Source organism: Mesorhizobium sp. P160187, from assembly GCF_057766425.1.
The window spans coordinates 741248-758351 of record NZ_JBYMDX010000003.1 but is presented as its reverse complement, the minus strand read 5'-3'; the positions used below and the strand labels follow the sequence as shown (position 1 = coordinate 758351).

Genomic DNA, 17104 nt, shown 5'->3' with positions numbered 1-17104 from the left:
AAGGCGAACAGGCAGCTACCTGACTTGCTTGCGCGGTTCTGAACAAGATGTGTTTCGCCGATCGGCGCGCGACGATTTATGATGGGTTTCCGAGAATCGCAGAACGGTTCGGGCGGGAGGGTTGTCCGGTGCGGTTGAAATCTCTGGCTGTCTTTGTCTTTGGCCTCCTCGCCATCGCCGGCATCGCCTTGACGATGTCTGCCCGGTCTTTTGCCGCGTCCTCCGATATACCGGCCTGGCTGCAGGCCCATGTCGGCAATGACGACGGCGAGATTTCGCAAGTGGTGCTGGAGCGGGCGCGCGCGCTTTACCTGAAAAAGGTCGCGCAAGGCGCGGTCCACAATGGCTGCTATTTCGCCATGGATGCGACGCGCCCCGGCGATCTCGGCAATGGCGTGCTAGGGCGGCGCTACTATGTCATTTGCGAGGCCAAGCAGTCGTTCAGGGCGATCTCGTCGGGCCATGGCGGCGGCCGCAATTTGAAAGGCGTGGTCGATTTCTCCAACGGGAAGCGCTGCGCGAGAAACTTCGGCAATGCCCTGGACTCGTCCTTGACGACCGGTGGCGCCTATATGACCGGCGAGGCAAAGACCTCATTCAAGGGTTTTTACCGCATCGGCGCAAAAAAAGACCAGGCGCTGCTGCGCACCTTCATCCAGTTCGACGGTGAGGGGGAGACGGCGAATGCCAGGCAGCGGGTGATCGGTGGCCACGCGGCGCGGCTGTTGCGCGGCATGTGCCTGCGCAAGAACCCGAACAGCTCCTATGCCGACCATGACGGCTTCGTGCCATACGGCAAGCTGGTGGATTATGCCGGCGGCCGCAGCAATGGCTGCACCAGCTGGTCGCCGTCCGACGCCGACCAGATCATTTTGATGATGAAGGGCAATCCGACGACGCTCTATATCTACCCGGAATCGCGCGACATCACCGCCGTTGGTAAATCGGGCGCCTATTGGAATGCGTCCTGCCTGAAGGAGATCGGGAAGCCGAAATTCTGGCCGCGAAAGAGCCTTGAGCCGATCATCGCGCAATACGCCAAGGACAACCCGCCACCGCCGCCACAACCGTTGCCGATCTGCACCGGGCCGTGAGGGATGCGTCCTCGGCTCGGCATTGTCGGCGGCGCGGACTGGCTGGGCGGCGCCGCCGATCCGATGGGCTCTACTGATTGATCTCGGGTTCGACGAGCTTTGCCAGATTGCGCAGCGACTCCTGCCAGCCGAGGTAGCAGGCTTCGGCCGGAATAACGTCCGGAATGCCGGCCTGCGTGATGTCGAGTTCCGTGCCGACCGACACTTTCTTCAGGAGCACGGTCACTTCGATCTGGCCGGGCAAATTGGGGTCGTCGAACCTGTCGGTGTAGCGCAGGCGCTCGCCGGGAACGAGTTCGAGATATTCGCCGCCGAAGGAATGGCTGCCGCCCGTCGTGAAGTTTCGGAACGACATCTTGAAGGCGCCACCGACTTTCGCGTCGAAGCTGTGCACGGTGCAAGTGAAGCCGTTCGGCGGAAGCCATTTCGCCAGCGCGTCGGCTTCTGTGAATGCGCGGTAGACCTTCTCCGGGCTGGTCGTCAGAACGCGGTGCAAACGTACGGTGCTTGGCATCTCTTCGGTATCCTTTGTGGTTTCGTTGTTCTATGCCCCAAGGACGGGTGAACCTCACCCGGTCCGACATAGCCTGTCAAATTTTCTTGAGCCCTTTGCCGGCAGCCATCCGCCCGCGACTTCGAGTCGCCGCCTCAGGCAGGCGGTCGTGTCGCGTCAAATTGCATGAATCATTGACAGGTTGCCTAACCTTTCGGCGCGGATCTCACAATTTATTAAAATTGTAAGTCTCTCCTATAAAGTTGTATTAGGATCAGCTTAACGCCTTCGGCATTATCTATTAAATGATGGGCGACGATCTCCTTGGTGTACTATAGAATGATTCCCTGGAACGACGGATCAATTTAAGAGTTGATCCGAAATGGTCGCTCGAAGGTTGTCGAACGACCAAGGCAGCACGCGCAAGGAGTGTCGGAATGACCACAGTCCTCAACGCCAAAGGCATTCCACTTCCCTATACCGGCGCTTCCACCCATTGGTTCTCGGCGACTGGAGGCGCGCCTTACCGCTACGGCACCTCGGGCAACGATTCCTTCTGGGGCGACACCAACGTCAAGGTCACCATGTATGGCGGCGCGGGCGACGACTATTACCATCTCTATTCGACGATCAACAAAGCGGTCGAGAACTACGGCGCGGGCGTCGACACGATCGATACCTGGATGAGCTACAAGCTGCCCGCGAATTTCGAGAACCTCGTCGTCACCGGAGACGGCCACTATGCCTTCGGCAATGGTCAGGACAACATCATAACGGGCGGCGCCGGCAGCCAGACGCTGGACGGCGGCAAGGGCAATGACGTCCTGATCGGCGGCGCCGGCGCCGACACCTTCATCATCAACAAGGGCAATGGCAGCGACCTGATCTCCGATTTCGGCGCGACCGACACGGTGCGCCTCAACGGCTATGCCTTCACCTCGTTCGAGGCCGTCCACGCCAATATGGTCCAGGTGGGATCGAACGTGCAGCTGAACCTCGGCTCGAGCGAGGTGCTGGTGTTCCACAACACCACGATCGACAAGTTTCAGCCCGGCCAGTTCGAGCTGCCGATCGACAAGACCGGCATGACGCTGTCGTTCAACGACGATTTCAACACGCTGAGCCTGTGGAACGGCCAGAGCGGCATCTGGGATTCCAATTTCTGGTGGGGGGCGCAGAACGGCAGCTCGCAGCCCCAGAACGGCGAGCTGCAATGGTATATCGACGCCAATTATGCGCCGACCAGCTCGGTCCATCCGTTCAGCGTCGCAAGCGGCGTGCTCACCATAACCGCGGCGCATGCGCCCGACGACATCAAGCCGCTGATCAACAATTACGAATACACTTCCGGCATACTGACGACGCACGACACCTTCTCGCAGACCTATGGCTATTTCGAAATGCGGGCCGATCTCCCGGAAAATGCCGGCGCGTGGCCGGCCTTCTGGCTTCTGCCCGAAGACGGTTCATGGCCCCCGGAACTCGACGTGATCGAAATGTATGGGCAGAACCCGAATGCGCTTCTCATGACCGCGCACACAAATGAGACGGGAACCCACACCACGGTCGGGTCGACGGTGAATGTCTCCAACACCGACGGCTATCACACCTATGGCCTGTTGTGGACGCCGGACAAGCTGGTCTGGACCTATGATGGCGTCCAGGTCGCGGAAGCGGCGACGCCGTCCGATATGAACAAGCCCATGTATATGCTGGTCGACCTTGCGGTCGGCGGTCAAGCCGGCGCGCCGCCCGACCATCTGGCGACGCCCGCGCAAATGAAGATCGACTATATCCACGCCTATACGCTGAACGATTTGCAGCAGAGCCATCTGAGCACGACAGCCGAGCACGCGGTTTAGATGTCACGGGACCGCGCGCCACTCAGGGATGCGGCCATCGGCCTGCGCCCGGTTTTCCTGCGCGGCATCGCCGATATCGGCATCTTTTCGTTGCTGATCAACATCCTGCTCCTGGTGATCCCGCTCTATCTGCTGCAGGTCTATGACCGGGTGTTGCCGTCCTCCAGCGTCGAGACGCTGCTTTATCTCTCGGCCATGGCGGTCCTCGCGCTCGCCTTCCTCGGCCTGCTGGACGCGGTCCGCGCCATCTACGCGCAACGTGTTGCGGCCACCGTCGACCAGAAACTGGGCGCGCGGACATTCGCCGCCTCGCTTGGCGCCAGACATGCCGGCAGCGGGCTGTCGCCGCTGAACGACCTTGCCACGACTTGCGCCTTCATCAGGTCGCGCGGCGTGGCGGTGTTGTTCGACCTGCCGTTTGCGCCCGTCTTCCTGGCCTTGCTCTATTTCATCCATCCCGTCCTGTTCTGGCTGACGCTCGCCGGCGCCGTGCTGCTGTTTCTCTTGGTCGTGGCCAACCAGCTTGCCATCGGCAGGAACGATGCCATGTCGGCGGAACGCTCGGCGGTGGCCAGCCAGGCGGAGCAGGCCTTCGCCCGCAACACCGACACGCTGCGCGCCATGGGCATGGTGCAAAATGCCGCCGCGGTCTGGGGACAACACGTTGCTGAGGCGCTGACCCTGCATGACCGTTCCGGAAGCGCCAATGCGATCTTCAGCGCGACGTCGCGGGCGCTGCGCATGATGCTGCAACTGGCGATCCTCGGCGCCGGCGCGTGGCTGGTGCTACAAGGGCAGATGACCGCCGGCATGATCTTCGCTTCGTCGCTGGTGTCGTCGCGCGCGCTGCAGCCGCTCGACCAGCTGATCGGATCCTGGCGGCAGATCGTCGACGCCAAGCGATGCTGGAAACGGCTGGACACCGCCCTTGCGGCGCAACCAGCGCAGGGGCGCAAGCTCGCACTGCCCGATCCATTGGGCGCGATTTCGGTGCAGGATCTGTTCTTCATCGCGCCGACTGCGGCTTTCGGCACGGAGCCCATCCTCAAGCGGTTGAATTTTGCCATCGGCGCCGGCGAAGCGGTGGCGATCGTCGGCCCGAGCGGGGCCGGCAAATCGACGCTGGCGAAATTGCTTGTGGGCGCGCTGCAGCCGACCGGCGGCGCGGTCAGGGTCGACGGCGCCGACCTGAGGAGCTGGGACGAAACCCAGCTTGGCAGGCATATCGGCTATCTCGCGCAGGAGGTGGAGCTTTTCCCGGGATCGATCGCGCAAAATGTCGCCCGCTTCGAACCCGACGCCGATGACGCCGCGATCGTCGAAGCGGCCAGGCGCGCCGAGGCGCATGAGCTGATTCTCGCGCTGCGCGACGGCTATCAGACCATGATAGGCCCGTCGCATACCGTGCTGTCGGGCGGCGAGCGCCAGCGGATAGGGCTGGCGCGCGCCTTCTACGGCAAGCCACGCATGCTGGTGCTGGACGAGCCCAACGCCCATCTCGACGGCAGTGGGGAGGCGGCGCTCGAAGGGATGCTTTCGGCCGCGCGAAGTGTAAGCGTCACGACAGTCGTCATCACGCATCGCCCTTCGATCGCCGCGGCCTGCGACCGCGTCATGGTCCTGCGCAACGGCATGGTCGAAGCTTTCGGCCCTGCGAGCGAGGTGCTGAGGCAACCGGCGGCCGGCAAGGCCGGGAGCGCGGTGGTGACAGGCTCGTTCGTGCCGACCGTGCGCCCGCACAGCGTCCGCTTCGGGTCATAGACGATGATGCAGCAGAGCCTCGCCTTCGAAGGTCGACCGCGCACCGACTTCCGCCGCCTGGCCGTCGTCGGCTACGTGGCCATAGCGCTCTTCGTCGGCTGCTTCGGCTATTGGGCGGCGAACGCGCCGCTCTCCGGCGCGGTGATCACCTCCGGCACGATCTCGGCGACGGGCGGCAACATCCTCATCCAGCACCCCGAGGGCGGCATCATCGAGCAGTTGCTGGTGCATGAAGGCGACCGCGTGCAACAAGGCGAACCGCTGGTCCTGCTCGACCGCAGGGCGGCCGAGACCGACCTCAACCGGCTGACCAGACAGACGATCGCGCTCAGGGCAAGTGCCGCGCGACTTGAGGCCGAGCGCGACGGATCGGACAGGCTGGCGCCGATCGCCGAAGCAGCACCCGCGCCGTTCCAGCGCGATTTCGACAATCTGGTGCACGAACAACAGAAGGAGTTCGAGGCCCGGCTCGCCCGGTTCCGGTCCGAGCAGTCGATCCTGGCGCAGCGCGTCGCCATGCATCGTGAGTCGGCGCTGGGACTGGAGGCGCAGAAACTGGCCATTCAGCAACAGGCCGAGATCGTAAAGAAGGAACTCGGCATCAAGACCGGCCTGCTCGACAAGGGTCTCACCAACCGCAGCGAATATTCGCAGCTTCTGCGCAGCGAGGCCGATCTGGTCGGCCAGGCCGGCGCGCTGGAGGCGGATATCGCAGCGACCAAGACGCAGATCGTCGAAGCCCAGGCGCAGGTCGAGCGCGCGACCACGCAGCGCGTCGAGGACGCGCTGACCAAGCTCGACGAGGTCCGCACCAGCCTGGCCGACATCGGCGAACAGATCACCGCAGCCGAGGCGGTGCTGGGGCGCACGACGATCAAGGCGCCGGCAGCCGGCATCGTGGTATCCTCGATCTACAACTCCAAAGGCAGCGTGATTGCGCCGGGGCAGAAGATCATGGAGATCCTGCCGACCGCGTCGGGCCTCATCGTCGACGCGAAGCTGCGGCCGAAAGACGTGGACCTGGTTCGCGTCGGCCAGCCGGCGAAGCTCAGGCTGTCCGCCCTGAACGCGCGCCTCACCCCTGAGGTCCCGGCTACGGTGACGCAAATTTCCGCCGACCGGCTGATCGATGAAACCACGCATGAGGCGTATTTCCGCGCCAGGCTGAAGATCACCGACACGCTGCCGCAGGGCGTGAAAGCCGAGCAGCTTTACCCGGGAACGCCGGTCGAGGCGTTTATCAGCACCGGCGACCGAACCTTCCTCGAATATCTGGCGCGGCCGATGCTGGACTCGTTCGCGCGGGCGTTCACGGAGCGATAGGCGCCAACTCGTCCTCCCAGTTGACGCCGCCGTAGAACACCCTGAGAATCACCACCTGGTCGCCTTCTACGGTGAAGGCCACAGTCAGGCGGCGCTCGAAGCCAACGATGCGAAGCCCCGGCCGCACATCATCCCTTAGGGTTCCGCGTTCCGAGGCATAGTCGAGACCCAGGCAAAATCGCTCGATCCGCTCGATGTAGCGAAGGGCGGTGAGGTTGCCGGATGCGTGAGCGACCGTATCGTATATCCATAACAGGTCCGTCTGGGCTTCCGGCAAAAGGACAACATGCCGGCGCTTCACACGTTCCCCTTGAGGCGAGCTGCGTGATGTGCGCGGATGCTGTCAAAAGACTTGTCGGCCGGGATGGCCTGGGAGGGGTCTGCCTTCCACCTATCATAGGTCGGCGCGACCTCCTCACGCAGCCAGCGCTCCACGGCGGCGTCGCGTTCCTGCAATGCGCGAAGACCGGCGCGGATCACTTCACTGCTGGTCGCGTATGTGCCGGACCGAACGAGCTGGTCGATGAAAGCAGCCTGCTCGGCCGGCAGGCTGAAGGTGCGTTTTTCGGTGGCGGACATGGATCCCTCCTATCAGGTTGGTATGATATTATCATACCAACGGCGAGATCGCACGCCCCAATATAGGCTTAGGGACCGCTCCCCTTGCCGTCGGCAAAGACACCGGACATTCGGTTCGGATGCCTGAGATGGGTCGGCGTGATACCGGTCTGATGGCGGAAGACACGGCTGAAATGGCCGGCATTGGGAAAACCGCAGCGGTAGGCGATGTCGCCGATCGCCAAGTCGCTCCCCTCCAGCAGCGACTTGGCCTGATGCACGCGCAGCGCAAGATAGGCGGCCATCGGGCCGATGCCGAGCTCGGCGCCGAACAGCCGCTCAAGCTGGCGCCGGGATAAATGCAACCGGCCCGCGATCTCGGCGATCGACAGCGTCTCCTGGAGATTGCTTTCCATCAGAAGCAGCGCCCGTTTCACCGCGCGGCTCGAGGCCGCGGGAAAGAGGTCGCCGACGGGCTGCACATCCAAGCTCGAGCGGATGCGGTCGAGCACGAGGATCTTGGCGGCTTTTTCCGCAGCCTTGCGGCCGATGAACTGCGACACGAAATGGCCGGCAAGGTCGGCCGCACCCGTGCCTCCGGCGCAGGTCGAGCGGCCCCTATCGACGGAAAACAGGCTGTCGGCATGGGCGTTCACATCAGGGAATTGGCTGCGGAAATCCTTGATGTGAAACCAGCTGACGGCAGCACTGTAGCCATCGAGCAGACCGTAGCGCGCGAGCACGAAGCTGCCGGTGCAGAGTGCCGTCAGCGGCACGCCCTTTTCGGCCGCCCGCAACAGGAAGACCTCCTTTTCGGAGCTGAGGCTGCGGTTGGTGTCGAGCAGGCCACCGACCACGACGACATTGTCGAACTCCTGCGGATTGCCGATCGCCTTGGTCGGCAGCAACTCGACACCGCAACTCGCCCGGATCGGCAGGCCACGCTCGCCGACGATCTCCCAGTCGAACTCGATCCGGCGGCTGCGGTCGCCTTCATCGCCGGCGAGCCGCAGCGTGTCGATGAACAGCGACAGCGGCGACAGCGTGAAGTCGCGAACCAAGAGAAACGCAAACCGCCTGGCCATTGTTGCTCCGAAACCGTTCCTTCGGGTGGATGGAAGCAAATATCGCGAAAGATGTCGCACAGGCGAGCACGCGGCGCTTTTCAGGAGAAGCCACCGGATGTCGGAGATGAGATCGACGGCCTCAGTGCGGAGCTGGAAATTCTCTGGGTTGTGTGGTGGTCATGGGATGTCGTCATCTACGCTCACACAAGACAGGCAGATGGACCAGTGGAATTGATCAGTATGGCACGGCGTGAGAAAAACCCTATCGTGTTTGTGTAACCTGCAGCACCAAAGCGGAGCCCAAGCCATGACCCTGACCAATCGCGATATCATCGAGCTGACGGCATGGCGCCGCAAGCTGCACCAAAACCCGGAAATCTCCAACGAGGAAGAACAGACCGCCAAGGAAGTCGTCAGCTTCCTCGCCGATACAGCGCCGGACAAGGTGCTGACCGGCCTCGGCGGTCATGGCGTGGCGGCGGTCTATGACAGCGGCCAGGCGGGACCGACGGTGCTGTTCCGCTCGGAGATCGATGCGCTGCCGATCGAGGAGCTTTCGGGCGTCGAGCATGCCTCGCAGGTGCCGGGAAAATCGCATATGTGCGGCCATGACGGCCACACCGCGATCCTGGCCGCACTTGGCCGCCAGCTCGGGCGTGAGCGGCCGGCCCGCGGCCGCGTCGTCTTGATGTTCCAGCCGGCGGAGGAAACCGGCAATGGTGCGGCCGGCGTCGTCGCCGATCCACGCTTTGGCGAGATCGCGCCGGACTTCGCCTTCTCGCTGCACAATCTGCCGGGCGTGCCGTTCGGCGAGGTGCGGCTCAAGCCCGGCGTCGTCAACTGCGCCTCGCGCGGCATCCGCATCGTGCTGGACGGCAAGACCGCGCATTCCTCCATGCCCGAAACCGGCGTGTCGCCGATGCCGGCGATCAGCCAGCTGATGCCGGCGCTTCCGGCACTGGGGCGCGGCACTTTCGCCGATGACGATTTCAGCATGGTCACCGTCACCCATGCGACGATGGGCGAGGCCGTGTTCGGCATCGCGCCCGGCTACGCCGAGGTTTGGGCGACGCTGCGCACAAGGCGTGACGAGCGCATGGCGGAGCTGGTCGCAGCTGCGGAGGCGCTGGCCGCCAGGATAGCGGCCGAGCACCGCCTGTCCGTGCGCTGCGACTATCACGAAATCTTCGTCGCCAGCGTCAATGCGCCGGACGCGGTGGAACATCTCAACCACGCGCTGGACGAAGAGGGCGTCGCGCGCAGCGAGGAAGCCCTGCCGATGCGCGCTTCGGAAGATTTTGGCATCTTCGGCCACAAGGCGAAGTCGGCGATGTTCTTCCTCGGCGCGGGCGAGCGCACCCCGTCATTGCACAATCCCGATTATGATTTTCCCGACGATCTGATCCCGATCGGTTCGAAGATCTTCATGCGCACGGCGCGCAACCTGCTGGGGTGAGCGGCCCTGCAAAATCCGCATCCTGAAGCTGCCTTTTTCCCGCTGGAATCGTCTTGTAGTCGCCTCCTACATTAGGAGGGGCTTGCGGATGAGAATTGCAATGGTCGTCGCGTTGACTGCGACAGTGGCAGGGTGCGTATCGTCTCCGGTCCAGTATGGAGCCTCGCTCTCGACCCAAGACCCGAAATGGGCGACGCCGGAATGCCAGCAGGCCCGCACCGATGCCATGAATTACGACGCGCGCGAGAAGGAGCATCCGGGATGGGCCGCCGGCGTCGTGCTGGGGCCCTACAGCATGGGCCTCGTGGCGGCCATCAAGGAGAACGAGCAGAAGCAGCGAAGGCTGCTCGCACGCGAGGTGCATTTGCAGTGCTCAAGCCTGCCCTTGCCGAGGGATCTGGACTTCGATCCAAAGATCTACGCGCCAAAGCCGACGCATTACCCCTGAGGGTGGCTTGCCGGCGGCGATCATGATGCGCCCTTGGCGTCAGAGGCCAGTCGACCGGCCCGCGCAGCTCGGGTAACAATGACCGTCTTTGGCGAAAGGGGTCCAATGCGGCAAGTGCCCATCGTGATGCAGCCGTTTGGCGGCATGGCGAACAAGATGTTCCAGTACATGTTTTGCCATGTGCTGGCGAAGCGTATCCCCGGTGGCTATGTCTGCGACGCCGACCTGCCGGAATGGTCCATCGCCAGGGTGCGGCCGCCTTTGTTGTGGAAATACCGGCTGCTTCGGGTCGACGGCTATCACCGCTACGACCTCGACGGGATCATAGCCGCGTTCCGCGACAGGCGGGCGCGGAGCATCCGCTTCAAGGGCTTCGCGCAGCGGCTGGGTTATTATGACCGGGACGAGGTCTCCGGGCTGTTCGACGGGCGTGCCGTCGCCGCGCCGACCCATGGCGACGATTTTCTCGTCATCCATGTGCGGGCCGGCGACATCCTCGACGGCTTCCACCGCAACTATTGCCCGATGCCATTCGGCTTCTTCGAGACGCTCATCAAGGATAGCGGCCGCAAGCCGGTCTTCGTCGGCCAGACCCATGACGACAACGATTATTGCCGGCGCCTGCGTCAGCGTTTTCCCGATGCTGTCTTCGCGCCGAAGGCGTCGCCATTGACCGATTTCGAGACGCTGCGCCGGGCGAGCCATCTCGTCACGGGGGTGAGCAGCTTCTCCTGGCTGGCCGGTTGGTTGTCTTCGGCGCGGACGATCCATCTGCCGGTGGCCGGCATATTCGACCGGTGCATCAGGCCGGATATCGACCTGCTGCCCCTTGACGACCCACGCTATCGGTTCCACCAGTTCGACATGGGCGACTGGACGGGCTCTTCGGAGCAGCTTGCGGCATTTTATGGCGATGCGATCCCGTTCCGGCAGGTCGAGCCTCAAGCAGCAGCGGGTGGCGCGGGGAAAGCGTTGCGATGAGAATTCCGTTTTCCGTCAACAGGCCGGTGATCTGCGCGATCATGAAGCTGGAGCAGCCCTATGTGATCGAGTGGGTCGCCTGGCACAAGCTGCATGGCTTCGACCTGATGATCGCCGACAACTGCAGCGCCGGACCGCAGACGGCGGTGCTCCAGGCGTTGCGCGATGCCGGCTGGATTCGGCTGGTCGACTGGCGACACGACACGGTGCTGCCGCAGCGGCGGGCCTATTCCTATCTTTACTGGCAGGCATTGCTCCACGGCTATCGCTATCTGGGCTTCATGGACGCCGACGAGTTCCTCGAGCCGCTCGACGCGCCGCCCTGGAGCGGAGCCGAACTGGTCCGCTCGCTTTTGAGCCGCCCGGGCGTGCGCAGCGTCGCCTTTCGCTGGGTGAATTTCGGCAGCGACGGCAAAGAGGCCTATGACGACGAACTGGTGACGGTGCGGTTTCAAAGGCGCGGCACGCATGACGCCCCGACCGCGCGCTGGAAGAAGTCGTTTGCCCGCGTGTCCTCGGTGCTGCGCAAGGCGCTGCGGGATCCCGGGCAGTTCATGCCGCACCCGCACGGTTTCCGCATCTCGCTCCGCAGGACGCTGGTCGACGGCATGACGCTCGACAAGCACCCGGCGGCCATGCCGATGGAATGGAAGATCGGCTGGATCCGCCACTATGCCGTGAAATCGAGGCAGGAACTGGCCGACAAGCATGCCCGCGGCGGCGGCTTCACGCCGTCGAGCGAGGCGCCGTCGCTGGACGAGTACCGGGTATCGAGAGATCAGAACGATATTCTCGATCCGCTCGACGATGCGACGGTGGGCGCCTTGCGGGCAAAGGTTTCGGAAATCGTCAGGTCGCTCGACCCGGCGGTCATCCCCCAGACGCGGCCGCTTTTCACGCAGCGGGGTTGAGGATCAGCGGCGCGGTAGCCATGCCGTGAAACGACATCGAGGCGCGGCGCTCGGCATTTGCGGCATCGAGCCGCCATCCGGGCGCACGGGTGAACAGGGCTTCTATCATCGCCGCGATCTCGATACGGGCGACATGCTGCCCGAGGCAGACATGCAGGCCGGTGCCGAAGGTCATCGACATGGTTGGCGGGCGCGTGAGGTCCAGCCGGTCGCCATCGGCGAAGACGGCATCGTCGCGATTGCCGCTGCCGAGCACCGGCACGACCGCTTCGCCAGCCGCAATCCTGACGTCGCCGAGGTCGATGTCCTGCGCCGCGATGCGGGCGACGGCGTATTGCACCGAGGCGCCATAGCGCAGCAGTTCGGCCGCCGCGCTGCTCCAGTCGACAGCGCCGCGCTTGAGCAGCGCGCGCTGTTCGGGAAAGCGATCCAGCGCAACAATTGCGTTGCCGAGAGCGTCGACGACAGTCTCCTGTCCGGCAAACAGCATGAAGACGATGTTGGCCACCATGTCCTCGCGCGACCAGCGGCCTTGCGCAACCTCCCGCACCATGCCGGCAACCATTCCGTCCGACCGGTAGGCCTGTCGAGCCAGCCGCTCCTCGACAAAAGCCTGGCATTCGCGATAGGCCTCGGCGCTTTCTGCCGGCGGCTGCGCTCTTCGCAGGTCGAATGCGCTGGCCATGCGGCGGGTCACCGATTTCAACGCCCAAGGGTCCTCGATCTCGATGCCGAGGATTTCCTGCAGCAGCCAGAAGGACACTGGCACGGCGAGCCCGGCGACGGCGTCGACGCGGCCATCCGCCAGCGCACGCTCGACCAGCTCGTGGCTCAGCGCGCGAAGACCTTGCGTCAGCGCTTCGATGGCCGGCCGTGAGAAAAAGCCAGCGACCGGCCGGCGCAAGGCGCCATGCTGAGGCGGATCGGCAAGCAGCACCGAGCGGCTGAGCAGAGCCATGGGCGCATGGTCGACGAGCTTGCGGCGGACCTCTTCATATGTACCCGGCGGCGCCTGAACAAGAGCGGGATGCTTCAGCGCGCCCGACACCAGCTCATGGCTGAACACATAATGCGCGTCGGCCAGCTCGGGATAGGGCGCGACGCCGCGCGCAATGCCGCCGGCGGCGCGCATGCGGGCGAAATGCGGAAACGGGTCGTCGCCGAGCGCGAACGGATCGAAATGCGGAGCTGTCATGACGGCGCGAATCTCATGCCTTGAGATTCTTGGCTGAAATGACCCTGAAGCCGCCTGACGTGGCGTCCTGCGGGAAGAAGTCCGGCATGACGTAGAGGAACTCGCATCCGTAGACGCGGTAGTGCATGCGCAGCAGCGGATCGCGGATGATCTCTTCCAGCGGCGGTCTTGTGCCGGTCTGGTTCCAGCGGTCGATGGTGGCGCGGAACCGCGCATCGGCCTTGACATGATCATACTCTTCGCCCGAGGAGCCGGCATAGGACGAGCAGCGGCCATCGCCGATCAGCCAGCTGGCGCCCAGGCGGCGGCCGTGGCTCTCCATCTCCTTCAAGAGCCGCACCGCCGTGTTGGAGCCGCGATGGCTCGGCCGGACGCAGAGATTGTAGGCGTAAAGTGCGTAAACCGGCTCGCTGCGCGGCAGCGATGCATAGGCATCGAAATTCCTGGGGAAATCGGCGCGCACCAGCGGATCCTGGCTGGTCTCGGTAAAGCAGATGGTGCCAGCAAGCAGATCGCCATCGATCGCGCCGAACATGGTGTGTCCGAGTGCCAGCCGGTGGCGGATGGTCGTTTCGCTCGCCTGCAGCGGTGCGGCCCAGGCGGCAGCCTCAAGCTCCATCAGCAAAGGGATGTCTTCCAGGTCTAACCGGCGGATGGGTGTCGCAACATCGTCTAAATTCATGTGTCGGCTGCCTCGACTTCTAACGCGTTGATGGCGCATGGCAGTTTCTTGCCAATGCGGTTTGCAGCTTCACGGAAACGTCAACCTGTTCTATCTCCTGTTTGACGCATGCCGGATCGAGAACCATTTCACGGCTTTCACAAGCCTGTCTAATTATCATGGTTCCCCTTTGCAATTACATACGGACAACGGAAACGCATGATATTTTACGTCGCGCACCGGGAGCACGCCTACACGCAGGCGGTGGTGCTTCTGTATCACCGGACTGACCTGGAGGCGTGGTTCCGGCTGGTGCGCTACGAGGATGCCGGGCTGCTGCGCGGCGTTCGCGCCGGGGTGGTCATCTGGTCCGACATGGACCGGCTGACATCGGACGAATTGAGCCGCGCGGCCGGCATCAGCGCCGAACTGGCTGACAACACCGGCCTGACGCAGCTCAATCACCCGACCGCCAGCCTGCAGCGCTTCGACCTGCTGCGCCTGCTTCATGCCGACGGCAGCAACGCTTTTCGTGTGTTCAGGCCGGACGAGCTGGAAGAGGCGATACGCTATCCCGTTTTCATCCGCGACGAGACGGGCGCACTCTACAGAGAGCCGCCGCTGCTGCACGACCGGCCGGCGCTGGACGCCGCGATCGCCCGGCTGGACGGTAGCGATCTGGTGCGGCCGATGGTGGTGGAGATGATCGGCACCCCCGGAATGGACGGTTATTTCAGGAAGTACGCGGCGTTTCGGGTCGGCGATACGATCTACGGCCAGCATTGCGCCATGTCGAAATCGTGGTTCGTCAAGAATTCGCCCGAGCAATTGCTGCCGGCGCATATCGAAGAAATCAGGACCTATGTCGATACGAATCCTGACGCCAATGCGGTCATGCAGGTCTTCGAAAAAGCCTGCATGCAGTATGGCCGCATCGACTACACTTTCGTGGACGGCAGGCTTGTAGTGTTCGAGATCAACAGCAACCCCACCGTGCTCAGCGACCCGCCGACGCCGTTCGCCAGCTATGACCCCAAGCCCTTTGCCGATCTTCAGGCCGACGCGCTGCTCGCGCTGCCGCAGGCTACCGAGGCGGGCTCGCTGGCTGCAATCGACACCGCCCACCAGTCGGCGCTGGCCAAGTTGCGGCGCCATTACCAGATGAGGCGGTTGAAGTTAACGCTGCGAAAAGTGCTCAGGAAGAGGAAATAGCCGCCGCCTCCTCCGCAACCCGAAAGTACACCACGTCACGTTTCGTCGGATCTTGTCACAGCCTGCCTGGAACCAAATCCGGCCTGAACCTGTTCAAGTTTGTTAAGACGCCGACGAGCCCTGCCGGTTGGGCAAGCGGCGATCCTGAGGAGCTCGCACCATGACCATCTCGTCCAGCTTTCGTTCGCTCGCGGTTGCGGCCATCACAACTGTGTCCGTCAGCGCTGCCAGCGCCGCGCATGCCGATAGCGGCACGATCCGCTTTGCCGTGTACAAGGCGGCCTTCTTCGTCGGCGGTTCCGGCGGCGAGGGGACGCTGACCTTCCACGGCCGCTCCTATCCCATCACGATCGGCGGCGTTTCGGGCGGCTTCGCCTTCGGGGTTTCCAAGACCTATTTCCGGGGCACCGTGCGCCATATCCGCAGGGTGCGGGATGCGACCGGGGTTTATGGCGCGGCCGGCGGTGGCGGCGCGCTCGGCAAGGGGGCGCAGGTGATCGTCATGACCAACGACAAGGGCGCCCAGCTCGAGCTTACGGGCCGGCAGGTGGGGCTGCAGGTGAATGCGGATCTGAGCGGGATGGCGATTTCTTTGAAGTAGGGGGCGCTCCCTCGCGTTCTCGGTGGGGTAAGCTCGTCTGGGGCGATGATAATCGCCTATGGCTGCGCCAGCCCCCTCATCCGGCCGCTTCGCGGCCACCTTCTCCCCGCTGGGGAGAAGAGGCTGGCGTTGACGCTGGCGCCCTCCTCTCCCCTCGGGGAGAGGTCGGATTGCCCCGAATTGCCCTTCGCAATTCGGTTGGCAATCCGGGTGAGGGGGAACTTGCTCCCGTGCGCTTGGCCTGAACCTTGGATGGGGAAGCTTCGCCCAATGCAGCGTCGGGCGCCAGCCCCTACCGCTCCTCCACAATCCGCAAATACGCCGCCGTCACGAACAGCACGATCAGCCCGAACAAGATCCGCCGTGCCCCCTCCGGCATCTGCAGGATGGTCAGCAGTGTTGTCAGCACGGTCAGGATCAGGGCGCCGATGATGGTGCCGGTGTAGCCGCCGCGGCCGCCGAAGATGGAGGTGCCGCCGATGACGGCGGCGGCGACCGAGGGCAGCACCAGCGGTTCGGCGAGCGACAGCGACGGCGCCTTGATCAGGCCGATATAGAGCAGGCCGGTGATGCCGGCGAGCACGCTGGAGGTGACGTAGAGCGCGGTGATGACCTGCCAGTATTGCACGCCCGACAGGCGGGTCGCGCGCTCATTGTCGCCGACGGCGTAGAGCAGGCGGCCGAAGCCGGTGCGGGCGAGCGTGAAGACGATGAGGGCGGCGAGCGGCACGAACAAAAGCAGCGCGTTGGGGAAGCCCCATGTCACGCCGGTGCCGAGCCAAGCCAGGAAGTCGGGGATTTTTGCGCCCGACGCGATCACCGTGCGCTGGTAGACCTGCAGGCAGCCGGTGCCGATCAGGCTGGTGCCCAGCGTCATGATCAGCGGGTGGACGCGGAAGACACCGACGCCGATGCCGTTGACGAGGCCGATCAGCACCGCCGGCATCATCGCCAGCAGGAACGCCACCGCCGGGTCCTGGTTGACCACTTGCGTCGCCATGATGAAGGCGCTCATCGTTGCCACCGTGCCGACCGACAGGTCGATGCCGCCGGTCAGCATGGTCATGGTCTGGCATCCCGCCAGGATCGCCAGCGGGATGGCGAATTTAATAGTGTTGGCGATCCAGCGCTCGTTGACGATGCCGGGGCGCAGGATCTGCAGGATTATAACCAGGATGGCGAGCAGGACGATCAGCGGGATGAGCGGGCGATCGGCCATGAAGCGCTTTATGCGGCGGCCGAAGGGGACCGGGGTGATGGCGGTGGTGCTCATGGGGTGCGCCCAATGTTCTGCGAGGACAGTGCTCTACGGCGCCCCCCTCTGGCCTGCCGGCCATCTCCCCCACTTGTGGGGAGATTGGCAGCTCCAGCGCCTCGCTCCTTTTTGCAACGTTGAAGGCTGGCGAAAGCGGCGATGACAGCTGATCTCCCCCCTCGTGGGGGAGATGTCCGGCAGGACAGAGGGGGGCGCGAAGGAACGC

Annotated in this window: 17 protein-coding genes; 10 read left to right on the top strand and 7 right to left on the bottom strand. The window is 63.8% G+C overall.

Features of this window, described 5'->3' with window-relative positions; all coding sequences use genetic code 11:
* Positions 1–128: 128 nt before the first annotated feature.
* A complete protein-coding gene (locus AC3CCE_RS06950) occupies positions 129–1094 on the top strand; it encodes a hypothetical protein (RefSeq protein ID WP_023824612.1) in 966 nt (321 codons plus the stop codon).
* A gap of 70 nt (positions 1095–1164) precedes the next feature.
* On the opposite strand, the gene AC3CCE_RS06945 is transcribed toward AC3CCE_RS06950, so the two are convergent.
* Positions 1165–1608, bottom strand: a complete 444-nt coding sequence (locus AC3CCE_RS06945) for an SRPBCC family protein (RefSeq protein WP_023683102.1) — start codon at positions 1606–1608, stop codon at positions 1165–1167.
* Between the two features lie 416 nt (positions 1609–2024).
* On the opposite strand from AC3CCE_RS06945, the gene eglC reads away from it, so the two are divergent.
* From eglC to AC3CCE_RS06930, 3 genes are read left to right on the top strand one after another with little or no spacing between them, the layout of a single operon-like run.
* The gene (gene eglC / locus AC3CCE_RS06940; protein WP_023747055.1) at positions 2025–3449 is read left to right on the top strand and encodes an endo-1,3-1,4-beta-glycanase EglC; all 1425 of its coding nucleotides are present in this window, start codon (positions 2025–2027) and stop codon (positions 3447–3449) included.
* The gene (locus AC3CCE_RS06935; protein ID WP_352624813.1) at positions 3450–5210 is read left to right on the top strand and encodes a type I secretion system permease/ATPase; all 1761 of its coding nucleotides are present in this window, start codon (positions 3450–3452) and stop codon (positions 5208–5210) included.
* Positions 5211–5213: 3 nt separating this feature from the next.
* Positions 5214–6533, top strand: coding sequence for an HlyD family type I secretion periplasmic adaptor subunit (locus AC3CCE_RS06930; protein WP_023683105.1), 1320 nt, complete (start codon positions 5214–5216; stop codon positions 6531–6533).
* On the opposite strand, the gene AC3CCE_RS06925 is transcribed toward AC3CCE_RS06930, so the two are convergent.
* The 3 genes from AC3CCE_RS06925 to AC3CCE_RS06915 all read right to left on the bottom strand — a co-directional run bounded on the left by AC3CCE_RS06925 (position 6520) and on the right by AC3CCE_RS06915 (position 8176).
* Positions 6520–6834: a type II toxin-antitoxin system RelE/ParE family toxin gene (locus AC3CCE_RS06925; protein ID WP_023669695.1), complete on the bottom strand. Its 315-nt coding sequence runs from the start codon at positions 6832–6834 to the stop codon at positions 6520–6522. The genes AC3CCE_RS06930 and AC3CCE_RS06925 overlap by 14 nt on opposite strands.
* Positions 6831–7112, bottom strand: coding sequence for a type II toxin-antitoxin system ParD family antitoxin (locus AC3CCE_RS06920; RefSeq protein WP_023669694.1), 282 nt, complete (start codon positions 7110–7112; stop codon positions 6831–6833). The genes AC3CCE_RS06925 and AC3CCE_RS06920 overlap by 4 nt, the downstream gene beginning before the upstream one ends.
* A gap of 68 nt (positions 7113–7180) precedes the next feature.
* The gene (locus AC3CCE_RS06915; RefSeq protein ID WP_352510313.1) at positions 7181–8176 is read right to left on the bottom strand and encodes a GlxA family transcriptional regulator; all 996 of its coding nucleotides are present in this window, start codon (positions 8174–8176) and stop codon (positions 7181–7183) included.
* 289 nt (positions 8177–8465) lie between these two features.
* Here AC3CCE_RS06915 and AC3CCE_RS06910 point away from each other — a divergent pair, with 289 nt between their 5' ends.
* From AC3CCE_RS06910 to AC3CCE_RS06895, 4 genes are all read left to right on the top strand, one after another.
* A complete protein-coding gene (locus AC3CCE_RS06910; protein WP_352510314.1) occupies positions 8466–9614 on the top strand; it encodes an amidohydrolase in 1149 nt (382 codons plus the stop codon).
* Positions 9615–9702: 88 nt separating this feature from the next.
* Complete coding sequence (locus AC3CCE_RS06905; RefSeq protein ID WP_023691921.1) at positions 9703–10062, top strand: hypothetical protein; 360 nt, start codon at positions 9703–9705, stop codon at positions 10060–10062.
* A 105-nt stretch (positions 10063–10167) separates the two neighbouring features.
* Positions 10168–11043: an alpha-1,2-fucosyltransferase gene (locus AC3CCE_RS06900; protein ID WP_023686531.1), complete on the top strand. Its 876-nt coding sequence runs from the start codon at positions 10168–10170 to the stop codon at positions 11041–11043.
* The gene (locus AC3CCE_RS06895; RefSeq protein ID WP_023691919.1) at positions 11040–11954 is read left to right on the top strand and encodes a glycosyltransferase family protein; all 915 of its coding nucleotides are present in this window, start codon (positions 11040–11042) and stop codon (positions 11952–11954) included. Before AC3CCE_RS06900 ends, AC3CCE_RS06895 begins: the two co-directional genes overlap by 4 nt.
* Here the strand turns inward: AC3CCE_RS06895 and AC3CCE_RS06890 are convergent.
* Positions 11938–13149, bottom strand: coding sequence for a cytochrome P450 (locus tag AC3CCE_RS06890; protein WP_352510316.1), 1212 nt, complete (start codon positions 13147–13149; stop codon positions 11938–11940). The two genes, AC3CCE_RS06895 and AC3CCE_RS06890, sit on opposite strands and share 17 nt — an antisense overlap.
* A 13-nt stretch (positions 13150–13162) precedes the next feature.
* Positions 13163–13831: a hypothetical protein gene (locus AC3CCE_RS06885; RefSeq protein WP_352510317.1), complete on the bottom strand. Its 669-nt coding sequence runs from the start codon at positions 13829–13831 to the stop codon at positions 13163–13165.
* A gap of 198 nt (positions 13832–14029) precedes the next feature.
* Between AC3CCE_RS06885 and AC3CCE_RS06880 the strand changes: the two genes are divergently transcribed.
* Together AC3CCE_RS06880 and AC3CCE_RS06875 are read left to right on the top strand one after the other, a co-directional pair.
* Complete coding sequence (locus AC3CCE_RS06880; RefSeq protein ID WP_352510318.1) at positions 14030–15022, top strand: hypothetical protein; 993 nt, start codon at positions 14030–14032, stop codon at positions 15020–15022.
* A 160-nt stretch (positions 15023–15182) separates the two neighbouring features.
* A complete protein-coding gene (locus AC3CCE_RS06875; protein WP_023686526.1) occupies positions 15183–15623 on the top strand; it encodes a lipid-binding SYLF domain-containing protein in 441 nt (146 codons plus the stop codon).
* 292 nt (positions 15624–15915) lie between these two features.
* Here the strand turns inward: AC3CCE_RS06875 and AC3CCE_RS06870 are convergent, their stop codons facing one another.
* Positions 15916–16896 (bottom strand): ABC transporter permease, encoded by a 981-nt coding sequence (locus tag AC3CCE_RS06870; RefSeq protein ID WP_023728503.1) that lies wholly within the window; start codon positions 16894–16896, stop codon positions 15916–15918.
* Positions 16897–17104 lie beyond the last annotated feature (208 nt).

Coding starts and splice junctions, on each gene's coding strand:
- AC3CCE_RS06945 (WP_023683102.1), bottom strand. CDS start 1,608: ATGCCAAGCACCGTACGTTTGCACCGCGTTCTGACGACCAGCCCGGAG.
- eglC (WP_023747055.1), top strand. CDS start 2,025: ATGACCACAGTCCTCAACGCCAAAGGCATTCCACTTCCCTATACCGGC.
- AC3CCE_RS06935 (WP_352624813.1), top strand. CDS start 3,450: ATGTCACGGGACCGCGCGCCACTCAGGGATGCGGCCATCGGCCTGCGC.
- AC3CCE_RS06930 (WP_023683105.1), top strand. CDS start 5,214: ATGATGCAGCAGAGCCTCGCCTTCGAAGGTCGACCGCGCACCGACTTC.
- AC3CCE_RS06920 (WP_023669694.1), bottom strand. CDS start 7,112: ATGTCCGCCACCGAAAAACGCACCTTCAGCCTGCCGGCCGAGCAGGCT.
- AC3CCE_RS06915 (WP_352510313.1), bottom strand. CDS start 8,176: ATGGCCAGGCGGTTTGCGTTTCTCTTGGTTCGCGACTTCACGCTGTCG.
- AC3CCE_RS06910 (WP_352510314.1), top strand. CDS start 8,466: ATGACCCTGACCAATCGCGATATCATCGAGCTGACGGCATGGCGCCGC.
- AC3CCE_RS06905 (WP_023691921.1), top strand. CDS start 9,703: ATGAGAATTGCAATGGTCGTCGCGTTGACTGCGACAGTGGCAGGGTGC.
- AC3CCE_RS06900 (WP_023686531.1), top strand. CDS start 10,168: ATGCGGCAAGTGCCCATCGTGATGCAGCCGTTTGGCGGCATGGCGAAC.
- AC3CCE_RS06895 (WP_023691919.1), top strand. CDS start 11,040: ATGAGAATTCCGTTTTCCGTCAACAGGCCGGTGATCTGCGCGATCATG.
- AC3CCE_RS06890 (WP_352510316.1), bottom strand. CDS start 13,149: ATGACAGCTCCGCATTTCGATCCGTTCGCGCTCGGCGACGACCCGTTT.
- AC3CCE_RS06885 (WP_352510317.1), bottom strand. CDS start 13,831: ATGAATTTAGACGATGTTGCGACACCCATCCGCCGGTTAGACCTGGAA.
- AC3CCE_RS06880 (WP_352510318.1), top strand. CDS start 14,030: ATGATATTTTACGTCGCGCACCGGGAGCACGCCTACACGCAGGCGGTG.
- AC3CCE_RS06875 (WP_023686526.1), top strand. CDS start 15,183: ATGACCATCTCGTCCAGCTTTCGTTCGCTCGCGGTTGCGGCCATCACA.
- AC3CCE_RS06870 (WP_023728503.1), bottom strand. CDS start 16,896: ATGAGCACCACCGCCATCACCCCGGTCCCCTTCGGCCGCCGCATAAAG.